Origin of the sequence: Undibacterium sp. RuRC25W (genome assembly GCF_049339825.1) — a bacterium.
Taxonomy (GTDB): domain Bacteria; phylum Pseudomonadota; class Gammaproteobacteria; order Burkholderiales; family Burkholderiaceae_D; genus Undibacterium.
On sequence record NZ_JBMPPD010000003.1, the window covers coordinates 145,924 to 163,005 of the forward strand.

The 17,082-nt window shown below is 46.7% G+C and carries 14 protein-coding genes; 4 read left to right on the forward strand and 10 right to left on the reverse strand.

Features of this window, described 5'->3' with window-relative positions:
- Positions 1 to 127: 127 nt before the first annotated feature.
- The 5 genes from ACO0KV_RS02955 to hutU form a co-directional block, all read right to left on the reverse strand.
- Positions 128 to 3,865: a DUF748 domain-containing protein gene (locus ACO0KV_RS02955; RefSeq protein ID WP_423039707.1), complete on the reverse strand. Its 3,738-nt coding sequence runs from the start codon at positions 3,863 to 3,865 to the stop codon at positions 128 to 130.
- 150 nt (positions 3,866 to 4,015) lie between these two features.
- A complete protein-coding gene (gene hutI / locus ACO0KV_RS02960; RefSeq protein ID WP_423039709.1) occupies positions 4,016 to 5,227 on the reverse strand; it encodes an imidazolonepropionase in 1,212 nt (403 codons plus the stop codon).
- Positions 5,227 to 5,838 (reverse strand): HutD family protein, encoded by a 612-nt coding sequence (locus ACO0KV_RS02965; protein WP_423039711.1) that lies wholly within the window; start codon positions 5,836 to 5,838, stop codon positions 5,227 to 5,229. The genes hutI and ACO0KV_RS02965 overlap by 1 nt, the downstream gene beginning before the upstream one ends.
- A gap of 29 nt (positions 5,839 to 5,867) precedes the next feature.
- Positions 5,868 to 7,409 (reverse strand): histidine ammonia-lyase, encoded by a 1,542-nt coding sequence (gene hutH, locus ACO0KV_RS02970; protein WP_423039713.1) that lies wholly within the window; start codon positions 7,407 to 7,409, stop codon positions 5,868 to 5,870.
- A gap of 81 nt (positions 7,410 to 7,490) precedes the next feature.
- Positions 7,491 to 9,194 carry a urocanate hydratase gene (gene hutU, locus ACO0KV_RS02975; protein WP_423039715.1) on the reverse strand — a complete coding sequence of 568 codons (1,704 nt, stop codon included), beginning with the start codon at positions 9,192 to 9,194 and terminating at the stop codon, positions 7,491 to 7,493.
- Between the two features lie 198 nt (positions 9,195 to 9,392).
- Here hutU and hutC point away from each other — a divergent pair, with 198 nt between their 5' ends.
- The 4 genes from hutC (at position 9,393) to ACO0KV_RS02995 (ending at position 11,438) form a co-directional block, all read left to right on the forward strand.
- The gene (gene hutC / locus ACO0KV_RS02980) at positions 9,393 to 10,106 is read left to right on the forward strand and encodes a histidine utilization repressor (protein ID WP_423039833.1); all 714 of its coding nucleotides are present in this window, start codon (positions 9,393 to 9,395) and stop codon (positions 10,104 to 10,106) included.
- A gap of 175 nt (positions 10,107 to 10,281) precedes the next feature.
- Entirely contained in the window at positions 10,282 to 10,479 is a 198-nt protein-coding gene (locus ACO0KV_RS02985) for a hypothetical protein (RefSeq protein WP_422991286.1), read from the forward strand.
- Between the two features lie 27 nt (positions 10,480 to 10,506).
- Positions 10,507 to 11,211, forward strand: a complete 705-nt coding sequence (locus ACO0KV_RS02990; RefSeq protein WP_423039717.1) for a DUF2242 domain-containing protein — start codon at positions 10,507 to 10,509, stop codon at positions 11,209 to 11,211.
- Between the two features lie 17 nt (positions 11,212 to 11,228).
- Positions 11,229 to 11,438 carry a DUF3820 family protein gene (locus ACO0KV_RS02995; protein WP_423039835.1) on the forward strand — a complete coding sequence of 70 codons (210 nt, stop codon included), beginning with the start codon at positions 11,229 to 11,231 and terminating at the stop codon, positions 11,436 to 11,438.
- Positions 11,439 to 11,645: 207 nt separating this feature from the next.
- Here ACO0KV_RS02995 and ACO0KV_RS03000 read toward each other — a convergent pair whose 3' ends face one another.
- The 5 genes from ACO0KV_RS03000 to ACO0KV_RS03020 form a co-directional block, all read right to left on the reverse strand.
- Entirely contained in the window at positions 11,646 to 12,050 is a 405-nt protein-coding gene (locus ACO0KV_RS03000; protein ID WP_423039719.1) for a hypothetical protein, read from the reverse strand.
- Between the two features lie 256 nt (positions 12,051 to 12,306).
- Positions 12,307 to 13,134 carry an SAM-dependent methyltransferase gene (locus tag ACO0KV_RS03005; RefSeq protein ID WP_423039721.1) on the reverse strand — a complete coding sequence of 276 codons (828 nt, stop codon included), beginning with the start codon at positions 13,132 to 13,134 and terminating at the stop codon, positions 12,307 to 12,309.
- A gap of 35 nt (positions 13,135 to 13,169) precedes the next feature.
- The gene (locus ACO0KV_RS03010) at positions 13,170 to 14,891 is read right to left on the reverse strand and encodes a diguanylate cyclase (RefSeq protein WP_423039723.1); all 1,722 of its coding nucleotides are present in this window, start codon (positions 14,889 to 14,891) and stop codon (positions 13,170 to 13,172) included.
- A 58-nt stretch (positions 14,892 to 14,949) separates the two neighbouring features.
- On the reverse strand, positions 14,950 to 15,168 hold the full coding sequence (locus ACO0KV_RS03015) for a hypothetical protein (protein ID WP_423039725.1): 219 nt from the start codon (positions 15,166 to 15,168) through the stop codon (positions 14,950 to 14,952).
- 95 nt (positions 15,169 to 15,263) lie between these two features.
- The gene (locus ACO0KV_RS03020) at positions 15,264 to 16,970 is read right to left on the reverse strand and encodes a M14 family zinc carboxypeptidase (RefSeq protein WP_423039727.1); all 1,707 of its coding nucleotides are present in this window, start codon (positions 16,968 to 16,970) and stop codon (positions 15,264 to 15,266) included.
- Positions 16,971 to 17,082 lie beyond the last annotated feature (112 nt).

Sequence of the window (17,082 nt, forward strand, 5' to 3'; positions counted from 1 at the left end):
TCAATTACAACCCAGTAACAAAAAACAAACGAAGAATAGCAACTTCTTTTGCATGAATGATCATGCAATTGCTTGAAATAAAAAACGCATTAGTCTTCGTTCATTAATGGCGCAATGTCTATGACAATTATTTCAATGAAAAATCAACACGATTGGGTTTCCCTTGATCTTTGATGCCACTACTATCAAGCTTTGGCGCAATTAAAAACAAACGATCTCGATCAACTTTTCCGGTGTTTTCAAGATAGTCTCTCACAACATCTTCACGCTGTTGTGCTAACGCGCGCAGATCGTCGGCGGAGACGGGCAAATTTTTCAAAATCAACGCTTCGGCTTCCACCGTCGGCAAGGTCTTTGCCATGCCGATTACATTTTTTGGCTTGTTGAATTTTTCCGACTGATAGACGATTTGTACATATTTAATTCGCTCTTCTTGTGTCAATTCAACGTCCGCCGCTTTGATACTTCTATCCTTTTGATGCAGTTCACGCCATTTAGCTTCACGCAACTTGATTTCCAAGACTTTCTTACGAACGCCATCGCTATCGCTTTCAGGGTCAACGCGACCAACAATATCGAGTTTGAGGCTTGAGCGATTATTCAACGCTTTTGCCAGCGTATCTAACTGATCCGTTGCACCAATCGGTAAGACCGCCAAGCCAGGATTAAACTCAACATACGCTAATTGCTCGCCGCCACCAAACATTGAACCAAGTAGCGCAAAGGGTGACGTCACCGCTTTGGTAATCAGGTTCACAAAGACCTTGAAAATGATGCCACCTACTGAAAATTGTGGATCACTCAAGGAACCTGCAACGGGTAGATTAATCGATATACGCCCCTGATTATCTCTTAACAAGGCTACAGCCAGCATTACGGGTAACTTGGTTACATTTGGACCATCGACGTGCTCACCAAAAGTCAACTGATCGAGCGTGATTGAATTATCGGCTTTCAAGCTCTGATTTTCGACACGGTAGCTGACTTGCATAGAAAGCTTGCCTTTTTCGATTGGGTACCCAGCATATTTAGCGGCGTAAGGCGTCAAACGGGTCAACTCTAAGCCATTTGCGCTGCCTGTAATGTCTAAAAATAAGGGCGACGTCAAGGGATTAATTGCGCCAGAAATCAATAATGGTGCATCATTATCAACATTACCATGCAGCTCTACATTTGCAGGTTGTGGATTGTCGGAAGCAAGCAAGCCAATGGTACCGCTGATGTTCGTTAAATTAGCGTGATAGTTCGGCTTAATGAAGTTATCTGCGAAATTCACATTACCACTACGCAGTTCGGTCTGTGCAATGCGAATAATCATCGGTTTATTTGACTTGTCTGACTTCGCAGGCTTGGCCGTGTCAGACGCAGCAAGCGGTGCTACCTGTGATGACACATTGCTTGTCGTTGTCTTTCCGGATGCATCGGTTGCGACTGCTTTTTCTGTCATCGTGGTGGCAGCGGCATTAGCGGCACCATTTTCATCGGCATGAGGTGCTGTCTTGCTCACCAGGATATTCTGCAGATTCAGTTGTGCGTTATCCGACAAAACGAGTCGCGCAAAAAAATCATTCAGTGTCAATTTTTTCAAATTAAACGCATCTTGCGCACCACCAATTGTGGTGTTGATGCCATCGAGGCTAATTGCTTTCCACTCCAAAAAATCTTCATTACTGCCATTTTCATAAATTTTGAAATCATTAAAACTGACACTACCGTTGTACGCAATCTGACGCTGATCTTGCAACACATTGGTGATATCAAGTTTACCTTTAGCACTGGCAGATCCTTTTGTAATTTCAACATTGAGCAACTGTGAAAAATATGGATACAGAGACGCGACAGGTAAACTCTGTGCATCGATCATGGCACCAATTTGTTTTAATTGTGGTGCGGCCTGCGCCGTAAAATTCAATTGCCCCTTACGGTTAACGTGTGACTTCAGGCTGACCTTAAACGGCTGCGACAAATCACTATTGAATTGTGTCAGGCTAAGGTTAATTCCATTGACATTGAGCTTCACGACTGGTGTCACTGACGCATCACCAAATACGACTTCGCTGTCCTTGAGATCAAATTGACCGAGTGCAATTTTCCAGTCGTAGGCTTTGTCTGTAGTTCGCGATGTCGTCACGTTTTTTGCAGGGTGCGCATCATTTGCTAACCAGTGCTGTACGCCGAGACTTGCTTGCTTATCACGTCTGATATCAGCTTTGACGCCTTGCAGCGTCACTGTAGGTAATGTCACTGTATGGCTACCGGTATCTAACTCGGCCTTATCGAGCATCAGCGATTCAAAACTAAAACTCCCCTCTTCTGGCTTACCTTGTACGTTTGCATGTTCAAGATTGGCACTCAACTCCGTGAATTGCACCTGTGCAGGGCTTACTTGTAAATGCGAGCTCGCATTCAGTTTTCCACCAAGACGCGCATGTAAAAATGGGGAGACAAAATTTTGGTAATGCGATAAATCGATGTCTTTCAATTCCAGCTTGCCCTGTACTGTGCCAGTCAATGCCTGCAAGTCACCTTCAAAATGAATGTTCTCATCATCGCTGGTTGCGAGGCTCAATATCACTGGCGCCGCCGGCGCATCTTTAGCACTGCTGAGGTGATGCGCTTGCAAAGCCAGATGTTGTAACTCTATGGTTTGCTCTGGCTGCGCATGTACGGCATCAGAGATGTGAATCGCACCTTGCTGAACGTCAAGCGAAGTAATCGTAATCAAAGGATACGTGCTCACCTTTGCGGGTGCAGGATTATTTTCTAGCGTTGTCTTTACGAGCTTATTCTGCCCATTTTTCTGAGGTGCAGGCGTGCTTAAGTTAGTCCAGTTAACACCATTATTTTTTGAAAAATCTACCCATACCTGCGGGTTATTCAGTCGTAGCTGCGTGACTTCAGCTGCCGCGGTCAGGAGATTGATTTGCTTGATCTGCACATCCAGATCAGAAAATTTTAATAAATTAGCAGCGCGTCCATCTTTCACATCGACATTCTGCAAATGAATGCCGCCACTCAATAATATCTGTGCATCCGGCTCACGTTTAAAACGTAGATCAAGTTTTGTACTCAGCGTGGCATGTGCAATCTGAACTGGCAAAGCAACCGGTAAATAGGCAACATATTGCGCAAGATCGAGTTGCTCGACATCGAGTGCTAATGAGGTATCAAGGCTTTTAACAAACGGTTTTGAGCGCGCATTGAGAGCAAAACCTGCACCATTTACGCGCCCGGATAGCTTAGGGTCAATAAAACTATCCAAGGTTTTCGGAAAGTTAGAAATAAACGGTACGCCAACTTGTAAATCAGTGATTTTAAACAGCTTCGCTTTTACTTGGTCATCAAAACTGATTGCACTGTCTTTTAACTGGATATTTGCCATCGCGAACCGAAATGGTGTATCGCTCTTTGGCATGGCATCTATTTTATCGAGGATGTCGCTGAAATTATAGACACCCTTACCATCAGAACTCAATCGTACCAGATGCAAGTCAGCGGCCATCAGCTGCAACTCGTTTAATACCAGCGCTTGATGAAATATTGAACTCAGAGAAACACTGACTACCAGCTCTTTCACTCCCAACGCCAATGCTTTCTTATCCGCCTCATACAAGCGAACGCCATCTAGCGTGAGTGCCAACTGAAACGGCGAGAAACTAATGCGATCGATCTCTAACTTACGTCCAATCTGCTGCTGCACTTGTTCAGTTGCCACTCGTTTGACGTAACCAGGCAAAAACGCCCAACTGACTAAGGCCATCACCAAGATCAACATCAGCAAGAAGCCAACGTAACGTGCAACATTCCAGCGATGCCAAAACGATGTTACGGTACTAGGTGGAGTTGGTGGAGTGGTGGCTGTCACGGTATACCTCAGAGCTTATTGATATTCATTCTTACCAACATTATACGACTGCAAAGTATATAAAAACGGCAAACCCTGCCAAGGCAGGGTGAACAAATGTGAATTACAAATATAAAACTAAGCCACCGGAGTGATGCAAAACAAACCCCTTTATGCCATACATTTCCCTGCGACAACTTTCATAACCACAGGATTACCCCCGATGAGATAACTGAGGTCAGCAGGCCGATCGATACGCCACAAAACAAAATCTGCTGCCTTACCTACTTGCAGCGTTCCAACCTCATCAGCCAATCCCAAAGCACGCGCGGCGTGACAGGTTGTGCCTTGCAAAGCTTCGAGGGGGGTCATGCGGAACAGGGTCGCGGCCATATTCATCGTTAATAGCAACGAGCTTAACGGCGATGTACCGGGATTACAATCCGTTGCCAACGCAATGGGGACGCCTGCCGCCCGTAGTCCTGCTAAAGGTGGATATTTAGTTTCGCGTAAAAAATAGAAAGCGCCGGGCAGCAATACGGCGACCGTACCAGCCGCAGCCATCGCGGCAATACCATCTTCCGACAAGTATTCAAGATGGTCAGCAGACAATCCCTGGTATTTCGCGGTTAAACTTGCGCCGCCCTGATCTGATAATTGTTCGGCATGGAGTTTGACAGGTAGACCAAACCGTTGTGCAGCCTGAAACACCCGCTCTGTCTGTGATAGACTAAAGCCGATTTTTTCGCAAAACACATCAACAGCGTCGACCAGATTTTCTGCCACCAGTGCGGGTAACATAACATCACACACCATCGTAATGTAGTCATCGGCGCGTCCCGCGTATTCTGGCGGTAAGGCATGTGCACCAAGAAAGGTAGTTTTAACCCGCACAGGATATTCGCGATCGATACGCCGTGCTACCCGTAAAATCCGCGCTTCAGTTTCCAGATCAAGGCCATAACCAGACTTAATTTCTAAGGTTGTCACGCCTTCAGCAAGTAGATTTTTCAGACGTGGCAGACAGGCCTGCATCAACTCCTCTTCACTGGCAGCACGTGTGGCATTCACCGTCGCCACAATACCACCACCCTGCCGCGCGATTTCTTCATAAGCTACGCCATTTAAGCGTGCTTCAAACTCATTACTACGATTTCCAGCGTAGACCAGATGTGTATGACAATCGATTAAACCCGGGGTCACCCAACATCCCTGCCCATCGACAACCGTGTCTGCTGTCATGGTTTCCGGAAAATCAGTCGCAACACCAAACCAGGCGATTTTACCGTCGCGGACCGCTATTGCCGCGTCGCGTATTTCACCATATCCAGCGATCATCGTCGCAAGGTGGAGGTTCTTCCAGATGGCGTCAACATGCAGCATCAGCTTTGTCCCATGTTTAAAAAGTGAATCGTGATCAGATACAACTGCGCATCGTCAGCAGCGGACAAGCCCACAATAACCCCCTCGTGCTCGTGTCGCTCTTCAAACAAACATAAATCACCCTGTACTAAAGACTCGCCAGAACTCAGCGTTGCAGATCCTTGTGCGCAATACAGTAATACCTGTTGCGAATCGCCAGCAGAAACAAAGTGGTCGCCAGCAGATAATCGCTGCATATGATGTTGACACACGTCACGTCGGGTCATCATATTAAGATCAAGTACGGGATCAGCAATCAGCTCCGCATTGATCGGTAATTCGCCAGCAAAGCGATAAGGTGCCACCGAGCGCGTTAATGACACGTTGGCTTGAGGCGCTTGCGCACCATCATCTGTATGCAGAATCAGGCCTTCACCGGAGAGAATGGCTAACGTGCGATCAATCTGAGAGAAATGCGAAAACGGACCATCTGCATTCACCGCGGCGGTACTCAGGCGCCAGACGAAATTTTCTAGGTGCGCATCCACCGGAAAAATCGCCAGCTCCGTTGTACTGCCACCGCCATTTTTCCATGGCATGGTGTGGTAATCCTGTTGGGTCCATTTACGCATAGTCACTCAGTCAAAAATGAAGTCCGAAATTAAGCCAAATACAGATGCTGGTACAGATGCTTGCATTGTGTACTTAAGCTACCAGAAACGACCAGATTTTTCGCTGCCTCGATATCCGGTGCGAAGAAACGATCTTTGTCGTAGAACGCGACTTTAGCACGCAAGGCCTGATGGACTTGTGTCAACATGTCAGACGTTTTGAGCGGCGCATGGAAATCCACCCCTTGCGCCGCAGCCAGCAATTCAATGCCGACAATCGTTGCCGTATTGTGCGCCATTTCGTGCAAGCGACGTGCGCCAAAGGTTGCCATACTGACGTGATCTTCCTGGTTCGCTGACGTTGGAATCGAGTCAACGCTGGAAGGATGCGCGTGTGATTTATTTTCAGAGGCTAATGCCGCTGCAGTAACATGAGCGATCATAAATCCAGAGTTCAGACCAGACGACGGCACCAGGAATGGCGGCAAGCCAGAAATAGACGCATCAATGAGCAAGGCAATACGACGCTCAGAAATGGCGCCGATTTCGGCAATCGCCAGCGCCAACGTATCCGCCGCAAACGCGACAGGTTCTGCATGGAAGTTGCCGCCAGAAATTACTTCACCTGTTTCAACAAACACCAAGGGGTTATCCGTCACCGCATTGGCTTCAATCAATAAAGTACGCGCAGCATTATTGATGATATCCAAACACGCGCCCATCACTTGTGGCTGACAACGTAAGCAATACGGGTCTTGGACGCGTTCATCATTCACCAAATGCGACAAGCGAATTTCACTCCCCTTTAGCAGGTCACGATAAACCGCCGCCGTGGCGATCTGCCCTGGTTGGCCACGGCTGCTGTGAATACGTGCATCAAATGGTGCATCACTACCTTTAGCTGCATCGACAGACAAGGCGCCCGTAATCGTCGCGGCTTCGAGTAAGCGTTCAGCCAGGAACAAGCCATTGAGTGCCAGCGCGGTGGATACTTGTGTGCCGTTAATCAGTGCCAGGCCTTCTTTCGCGGCCAACACCACAGGCGTAATACCTGCTTTCGCTAAAGCGTCTTTCGCCGCAACGAGTTTGCCGTCCACGCGAACATCACCCTCGCCCAGCAATGCCAGCGTCATGTGCGATAACGGCGCCAAATCGCCAGATGCACCAACCGATCCTTTGACCGGAATTGTTGGCATAATGCCCGCGTTATACATTGCGATCATGCTATCGATAACGGAAGCACGGATTCCAGACACGCCACGTGCCAGACTCGCAATTTTCATTGCCAAAATCAGACGCACGATCTCATCTGAAATCAACTCACCCGATCCCACCGAGTGCGACAAAATCAGATTACGCTGCAACAGCTCTAATTGCTCATCAGGAATACGGGTTTTTGCCAATTTGCCAAAGCCAGTGTTGATACCGTATGCGGCATCACCTTTCGCAACGATCTGATGAATCGTCGCCGCAGATGCGTTGATACCGGTGTAGGCCGAGGGTGTCAGTTTCAGTGCTTGCGGTGCGGTCCAGATGGCACGCAGATCGGACAAGCTAAACTCGCCCGGATGAATTTCAAAATGTGTCGTCATTCTTGCTCTCTCAATCTTTACGATATTCAGTGCGGCAGAGCATCATTCATATCGCCAATGCCCTGCTGTTCTTCTGAAAATTTATTTAATCATTGGTAAATTCAAGCCTTCGCGCTTGGCGCAGGCAACTGCTTGCTCGTAACCTGCGTCGGCATGACGCATGACACCGGAACCACAATCGTTAACCAATACCCGCGCCAGTCGTTTCGCGGCTGCCTCGCTGCCATCAGCAACGATCACCATGCCGGAATGCTGCGAGTAGCCCATACCAACACCGCCACCGTGGTGCAACGATACCCAACTCGCACCACCGGCGGTGTTGAGTAAGGCATTGAGTAATGGCCAGTCAGATACCGCATCGGTGCCATCTTTCATCGCTTCTGTTTCACGATTCGGGCTGGCGACAGAACCGGTATCGAGGTGATCGCGACCGATGACGATTGGTGCTTTCAATTCACCGTTTTTCACCATTTCATTAAACGACAAACCGGCAATGTGACGCTCACCCAAGCCTAACCAGCAAATCCGCGCTGGTAAGCCTTGGAAAGCGATACGCTCGCCTGCCATATCCAGCCATTTGTGCACGCCTTTATTCTGCGGGAACAGTTCTTTAATTTTGGCATCCGTTTTACGGATATCTTCCGGATCACCCGACAATGCCACCCAGCGGAACGGCCCTTTGCCATCACAGAACAAAGGACGAATATACGCCGGTACAAAGCCCGGGAAATCAAACGCATTCTTCACGCCTGCATCAAATGCAACCTGACGGATGTTGTTACCGTAATCCACAGTTGGAATGCCCATTGCATGAAAATCTAGCAACGCTTGTACATGCACCGCACAGGCTTGTGCTGCGTCTGCCGTCAGTTTGCCATGTTGGCTCGCATCCTGTTGTGCAGTTTTCCATTGTGCGACAGTCCAGCCGATTGGCAAGTAGCCGTTAATCAGATCATGTGCCGATGTCTGGTCCGTCACCATATCCGGTTTCATACCGCCTGCTTTTGCGCGTCTTACCAATTCAGGCAAAATCTCAGCAGCATTGCCTAACAAGGCGATAGAGACGGCTTCTTTACGATCACAATGATGCTTGATCAGTGCCAGTGCATCATCCAGATCTTTGGCTTGTTTATCGACATAGCGGGTCCGCAAGCGGAAATCGATACTGCTTTGCTGACACTCGATATTCAGAGAGACTGCGCCAGCAAAACTAGCTGCCAGTGGCTGCGCACCGCCCATACCGCCAAGACCAGCCGTCAGAATCCAACGACCGCCCCAGTCACCGTTAAAGTGTTGACGCCCTGCTTCTGCAAAGGTTTCGTAAGTGCCTTGCACAATGCCTTGGGTACCGATGTAAATCCAGCTACCCGCAGTCATTTGTCCGTACATGAACAGCCCCTGACGGTCAAGCTCATTAAAATGTTCCCAGTTCGCCCATTTAGGAACGAGATTGGAATTGGCGATCAAAACGCGCGGGGCATCCTCATGGGTTTTAAACACGCCGACAGGCTTACCGGACTGAATTAACAGCGTTTCATCTTCATTTAACTCTTTGAGTGACGCTAGGATCTGATCAAAGCACGCCCAATTGCGTGCCGCACGACCAATACCACCGTACACCACCAGATGTTTTGGATTTTCAGCGACCGCCGGATCCAGATTATTCTGAATCATGCGATAGGCCGCCTCAGCAACCCAAGTTTTACATACTTTCTCAGCACCAGTCGGTGCGTGAATTACACGGCTGGCATCCCAGCGAGGATCGTTTTGAAGCGTCGTTGTCATCTTGTCTCTCTCCAAGTCTCACAGTCATAGCTCAAATAGCGCGATTTGCACCGCATTCAACACAAAAACCCACTGCCCGACAGTCAGAATATGCCATTGACAGTCCAATGCGTTTTGTTGGAAGAAATTCTAAGTTGTATATACAACTTTTGCAAGAAGAATTTTAGTGAGACAATATGCTGATAATTCAATAGGATAATCGTGTCAAAAGTTCAATCTCAATCCCCTGCCTTCCAGACCATTAAAGACTATCTGCTCAAGGAGATCCAGACAGGCACATGGAAAGAAGGTGACGCCATTCCTTCCGAAGCGATGCTGGCAGAGCAATTTGGCGTCTCACGCATGACCGTCAACCGTGCTGTGCGCGAGCTGACAAGCGAACAAATTCTGAACCGGATACAAGGCTCAGGGACCTACGTTGCCCAGCAAAAATACCAGGCAACGCTGGTTGAGATTAAAAGTATCGCTGCCGAAATCCGTCTGCGCGGCCATGTCCATCGTAGTGAATTGCATTTACTTAAAGAAATTCCAGCATCTGAGCAACTTGCGCAAGAATTTCATGTCAAAGCTGGGCATCGCTTATTCCGTTCGGTAATTGTGCATTTTGAAAATGACATGGCAATTCAGGTCGAAGACCGTTGGGTCAACTCGAGCGTGACGCCTGAGTATTTAGCTCAGGATTTTAGTAGCATGACACCAAATGAGTATCTGGTAGCCGTGGCGCCGCTGCAAGGTGTGGATTACAGCATTGAAGCATTGATGCCAACCAGACAGGTGGCGGAGATGCTCAGGATTTCGATGAAAGAAGCTTGTCTGGTATTGCATAGAAAAACACGCTCACAAGGCAAAATCGCGACGATCGTCACAATGTGGCATCCCGGAACACGCTACCAGTTTGCGGGAAGTTTTTAAAGCAAGAACTCTGTCAGCGGAACAACATTGACGAACGTTTTGACGTTAGAAAACACAAGGCAATACCAGCTTAACAACTGAAAACAATGCGATACCTGACAACCAGTTAGAATACGCACAGTTTTCAAGAATACAAAACATAACGCTTTAGATCCTATTTACACGAAAGTACGCCATGGCAAAGAAAAACGACATCGATCCTGAAACAGAAGCACTGATCGCATGGTGTATTGAAGTAGAAGGATTTCTGGTCGCTGGCGGTGCCACTGTGGCCCAAGCGCAGGATCATATTGAAGAACAAATTGAATGGTTCACCGATTTATTTTTTGATGGTCTGACACCAGAAGAAGCTGCTAAAGAAGCTTTAGCTTAATTATTACCACTTGGTTTAGATTAGAACATGTATCGTCGCTTTTTATTGATTCCCCTTGCGCTATGCCTATCCGGTCTGAGTGCCTGCTCTAGCAACAAGAATGCAGCGTTCCAACATGAAGAATTTGGTGAAACCGGTGTATTTACCCGTAACTACCCTGGCAACGAACACGCTGCCTGCGAAGCTGCGAGACGCGCATTGCTCAGCCAGGGCTACGTCATCAGTGACTCGAAACCAACGAACATTAAAGGACGTCGCAAATATCAACACGATGTCGATACCCATGCAGAAATCGAATTCAATGTTGTTTGCGTCGCAGACAGTAAGGGAAGCAACAGCAGCACCGTATTCGCAAATGCTATTCGCGATCGCTACTCACTCAAAAAAAGCAACACTTCGGCTAGCATTGGCGTGAGTGCCATTGGCTCTGTGTCGCTACCGTTTGGCACCACCGATGACTCACTGGTCAAAGTAGCGAGCGAAACGATCGCAACGGGGCAATTCTATGGTCAGTTTTTTGATCTGGTTGAACGCTATCTGGATGCAACAAAATATCCTAATGAGCCGGATGCCGATAAAAAAGACGTCGCCGATAAATCCACCAAATCGGCGGAGCCAACGCCAAATTCTGTGAGCACTAGTAAAACGGATACAAACAAAACGACAGACGACGACCCAGCGACTGTGGCTCAAAAAAATGCAAAAAATCAGAAGAACTTTGAAGATGAATAACAATGTTTGAAAAGACGATGCAAGCAGATGACTTACAGCGATTACTGACGTTGAAAATGCCTTACGGAAAATATAAGGACAAACTCATCGGCGATCTGCCTGGGCATTATCTGGGCTGGTTTGCGCGCGAGGGTTTTCCTAAGGGGGAAATCGGGCGATTACTGGAATTGATGTACGAAATCGACCATAACAATTTGCGTGACCTGCTCAAGCCATTGAGGAAATAAATCAGTCACCGCGGTAGTCACCGAGTTAGTCGCTCTTGCGTGAGCTTTCTACAGCATACGGATAACAGAAAATAAGCAAAAGAAACAAAAAAAAACAAAAAAAAACAAAAAAACAGCAATACTCATCGAGTTTGCTGCTTTTTTCTCAACAGCATATACAAACAATAGGCCATTGCGTATCACGCTGTCTGAGCGACGGCGTGAACCTTATTTGAGCTCTGTTTTCTCTGCATCCTTATTCTTTTTACCTGCAGCAGACGCTGGCAAAAATTTCATAGGATCATTGATACCTGCAGCATACGCTGTAACTACGCTGCGTGAACGCAGGCAAGAAGCGCTCAATACTGTCGCGTCAGAGGCAGCAGAATTGACACAAACCTGTAATTCCTTCACGGCATCGAGTGGAATACCAGCCGCAGCAGCGACAGAAACGATAGATTGTGGGTTCGCACCACTGGAAACCAGGCTATCCACGGTTGCCTGCAAGTTGGCGCTCGTCGTCAGGGCATTAAAAATACCATCAACGGATGTATCAACACCCTCAGCGGAAGCAGCAGAAATACCGCCAACCAGAGCCAGACCGACGACTGCACTTTTCAAAAATTTATTCATGGTATCTCCTCAACAGATCGATAAATCGATAAACCGACAATGGGTCAATGGGTCAATTGGATAAATTATATTGCCCTAAGTAATTTATTTTAATGAAGACTGATGTAAATAGAAAGCACAGATTTAAAATTAAAAAGAAATAAATCATAGCAATTTCTTTGCAGAAATGTTTTGACGCTTTCATGGTACATATTGGCATGTCTGTTGTCGCTCCTCACCTGAGGACAAGTGATAACAGCCAACTAAAATGATTTCCTTATGGCGATGTGTACCCAATAGCGCGATCCCTCTCTAACGCCTTGAGTTGATCCATCACCTGTTGATCTACCTTAAGATCCTGCTCTGCCGGAATCACCAACGTGGTAAATTGCTTCAATTCCGCCTGCGGCACATCACGTAATCGGATTTTCTCAGCACGAACCTGCTCTAACGGATGGGTGGCAGCTTCATACAAAATCACTTCGTGATCCAATGAGTAGGTGTTGGCCAGCTTATCAGTAATGATTTGCAAATGGGCTTGCTCCGTATCGAACCGCTTCATCGTCAAATCACCAGCAATACCAATCTGCCACACGATAAACATCGCTGTAGGATCAATCACCCGCTGATAAATCATGAACTGTGTGGCTTCCATTGATTGCATGCCACGCGTTCCGGGGTCAATTCCCAGATCAGCAACCAGACAATCCAGCGCAGAGATACCCGGCTCCATGTGTGCTTCAAATCCTTCTTTACGCGCATCAGCAATTGCCATGTGCGAAATGCATGCAAAGATACCTGGATGCCCATAAAACGCCGCACAAACCCGCTTACCTGCACGGACCTCCGCGAGTATCGTGTCTGCCATCCTACGGTAGGTATCGCGCCGTGTTTTACCATCGATTTTTGTATCTTGGTAGTGATCATTCAAGCAGACATATTGTTTGGCGATTTCTTGCAACCATTGTCGCGTAAAAATGTTAGGAACGGCAGCAATAACAACATCAAACGATTCTATATAGCTTTTAGAAATTGGCGTTAGCTGCCCCGCCATACGCATTCCCGTACCGACACACACGAGTTGCCCAGCTTGTTGCATGGTCATGATAGAAGTGAAGAGTAAAAATAAAGATCAGTGAATTATTCAAATACCGACACACAATTACGGCCATCAGATTTGGACTTATAGAGTGCTTTGTCAGCACATTCCATCAATACTTCAAAACTGCTACTACTGTGAGTATCCACAGTGGCGATCCCGAAACTCGCTGTTAGCGGGAACCGAAAACCACTAGGCTCAGTATCAATCGCCGCGATTGCTAGGCGGCAGCGTTCTGCGAGCTGCAACGCAACTTGGGCATCCGCAGCAGGCATACAAATCGCAAACTCTTCGCCTCCCAGTCGACCGAACGTATCACCAGCGCGTAAGACATCCTTGACCGCAAGACAAACGTTACGCAATACCCAGTCTCCCGTAGGATGACCAAAGTTGTCGTTGACGCGCTTAAAGAAATCCATATCAAACAGAATCAGACTAACAGCCGAGGTCCGATCAGCGACAGCGTTGGCGCTGACAGTGATGAAATGGCTACGGTTACTAATTTGCGTAAGTCCATCCGTTTGTGCGTGCCGTTTAAAAATATTCTTTTGTTGTATTACGCGCGACAGCCAGATTCCAGACGCCAGCAACAACATGACCGCCAGACCAACCAAGAGCAATAAGATCTCGTTATTTTTCTTCTCTAATTGCTTTTCGAACGACAGTAATTTATTTTTTTGCTCGAGCAAGGTGAGCTGATTTGCTTTGTCCTGCATGTCAAATTTAACGCGCTGATAGGCGACATTTTTTTGTAGCTGCTCGTCCAATAATTTATTTTTAAGTACTAGGGCAGCATTGGCAAACTCGAGTGCCGCAGCATACTGACCTTGGGCTTGTTTAATTTTTGACATCGTTTCATTGGACAACTCAAGCAATTGGTTGTACTTGGCAGTGGACGCATTTTGCAACGCCTTCATAGAAACATGTTCTGCTTCAGACAACTTTCCAAGCTTCAGATATCCGCGACCTAAAGCCTCTTGTAACTGCACCGTTGTTTCCGATACTTTTGAGGATTCTGTATCTGTGCCGAGCAAAGGAATAATAGACTTAACACCTTGAGAAAACTCCCCTTTATCGATTAAATCAATCGCAAATAAGGATTTTATGATGTACGAAATAAATGCTCTGCCATTACTATCGCAAACCGTGAGCGCAGACGGAATTTTTTGTTGTGCCGTATCGTGTTGCGCACGGAGAATATGGATTTCGATTTGATTTGCCAGTCCATAGCAACGCGCAGACAAATCATCATTCGTTCCTCGCAATTCAAGCATACGCTCTGTATAGACATATGCCTCGTCATATGCGTGCAACGAAATCAGAAGAGAAACAGCAGATTGTAGTGTAGAAATTTTTGCGTTTGTGTCTGACAATTTCGAAAGAAGAGAAATACCTTCGTTCATCGTTTTCAACGCGTTTTCATACTCATTGAGTTCAATATATGCAGTAGATAACTGATATAAGAACATTGACCGCACATTAGGATCAGTCACCTTATTTAAATAAGAATTAACAACTGCAATCCGGTCCAAGTTACGCCCTTGTAATCCAAGAGATGAGGACTTTAAGAGATAAAACTTGGTTTCTTCTTCTTTAGTAAATTTGCTTATTTGTGTCTCTAGTACAGAAAGAATTTGATTACTTTCTTCCGGTGTTTTTTTTAGAGCGAGCGCTGTCGCATCCAGTAATTGCTTGATTGTTCGCGTTTCAGAAACACTTCCAGAGGCAAGTAACGGACACGCAAAAAATAGAGCAAGTACCATACATAGTCTTGCTCTATTTTTTGATAAGGATTTTAAAATTTCGGCAAGTGCCAAAAATTTACTCCGTCGAAAAATGCGTAACTTCAATTGTTGGTAATTCAGCTGGCTTAATACCTACCGCATGAGCAACTTTAACTTTATCACCAGAATTAAATGTTGCTTGCTCCTCATGCGTCAAACCATACTTAGTCATTGCATGGGTAGGATCTTTTGCATGCGCTGTACGTGCATCTGCATTTTGATCGAGGTGATTCAGATAATCTAATAACTTTGCCATACACGACCCATTTAAAATTAGTTGATAGAATTAACACAGCCTACGATTCTATTATGTTTCCACCAAAATTGTAACAAAATGAAAGGTGGTTAAAATTAAATTATGCGTAACACTGGGTAGCGATTCCATTCTGGCTCGACAAACCGTTGACAATGCGCAAAAATAAAATCCAATACCGCATTTTGATCGCTTAAAAGCGCAGGATTTTCTTGCTTCCAAGCATCAAAAGCGGCACGTACAGCAGGTTCATCACGCAAAATTTCAGCCGCTGTATCTTCGAACACATAATCTGAATATGCTTCTTTTTTCTCCAAGCAGCTATTAAAGAACCCCCAACGAAAAAAACTATCGTGCGCTTGTGGCTCGAGTGTTTCAATGATGTAACGAGCCTGCGACTGATCGAGCGTGATCACATAGTCGCCTGCCTGCACAGCGATGTGTTCTTGCTGACGTTTCAGCTCGACTTCGTCGTGGAACATATGCCCCTCATAGGGATGCAAACGTGACTTCACCGAAGTGATGCGGTAAGTATCCACTTCCATCAGTTGATCGGCACTTAATTGTTGCATTTGCACACCATTCCATTGCAAACGCTCTATCACTGCTCTCCACGACTGTGGTACCAGATACGCTTTTGGTTGCTTAACGGAAATATCAGCAACAAAATGATTAAAGTACGGAATCGGTTTTTCCCACGGCTGGCTGCGATCATAGGATAGACGGGTGTAATTACCGATAGCGCTCGGATGATACACAGCTTGATATCCCTTAAACAAGAACGTAGATGCCTGTGCGTGGTCAGCTGTCCAATGCACCGCGGTTTGTTGATTTTTGCTTGCAACTTCGCGTGCCTGAACACGTAAGTCGTGGATTTGGGTACCGTTGGCAATGGTAAAGTTCAGCACGGTCTCAACGAGGGCACGCATGGATTCATAACGATCAGCGAACGGCTTGAGCATGTGGGTTTCCGGCATAAAGCCGATTGTATGATGCAGCGTCGCGTAACCGGTCGAAAAACGTGGTGTTTCTAAAAAATCTTCAATACCGTGATCAGGGATATCTTTGACAGGATTAACATACGGACAGGTTGGCCAGCCGCGCGTCGCCATCTCGGTATAAATTGCTGGCAGCATCTGCTCCTTCAGAAAAGGCCCCAGACCATAGCCCAGCTTATCCGTTTGAGTCTGAATTAGCGTCATGGTGTAGTGGTAGTCAGCACCATTCGAAGTGTGCGTATCTACCATCACATCCGGGCTCCACGCGCTGAAGAAGCGGCTAAAGGCTTGCGCATTAAGGCTGTCGCATTTAATAAAATCGCGATTCAGATCCAGATGCAGACTGTTACCGCGGAAGCCAAAACTTTCAGGTCCATCCTGATTCACCCGTGAAGTAGTTTGGCGATTCAGACTACCATCAACGTTATACAGCGGAATAAACAAAAAAACCGTTTTACCTAATGCAGCACGACGTTCTGGTTGCAGACAAAAATCCCGCACCAGCGCCATACAACCATCGACGCCTTCTGGCTCGCCAGGATGAATACCGTTGTTATTAAAAAATACTGGTCGTCCTTGCGCCTTTAACCGCACACGATCAAATTCACCATCAGCGGTAATCACGCCCGCGTGTAGTGGACGTCCGGCGTCAGACTGCCCTATTTCTATAAAGTGCAGCGTCTCAGGAAACGCTTGTGCTAACTCTTGATAGAACCGAATGCAATCCTCCCACTGGGTGGTCTGATTGCGGTTGCCGCTCTCATAAGGCGTGATAAAGTCAGGAGCAAAAGACGGCGTGATAGTCATAGTCTGGCAGTGTCAAAAATCTGGAAAGTCTTGATTCTAGCTTACATTCCAAAAGGAATTGAGACTCGTGGCATACTGCCACTTAAAATTTAATGATGGATTTATTTTCAGG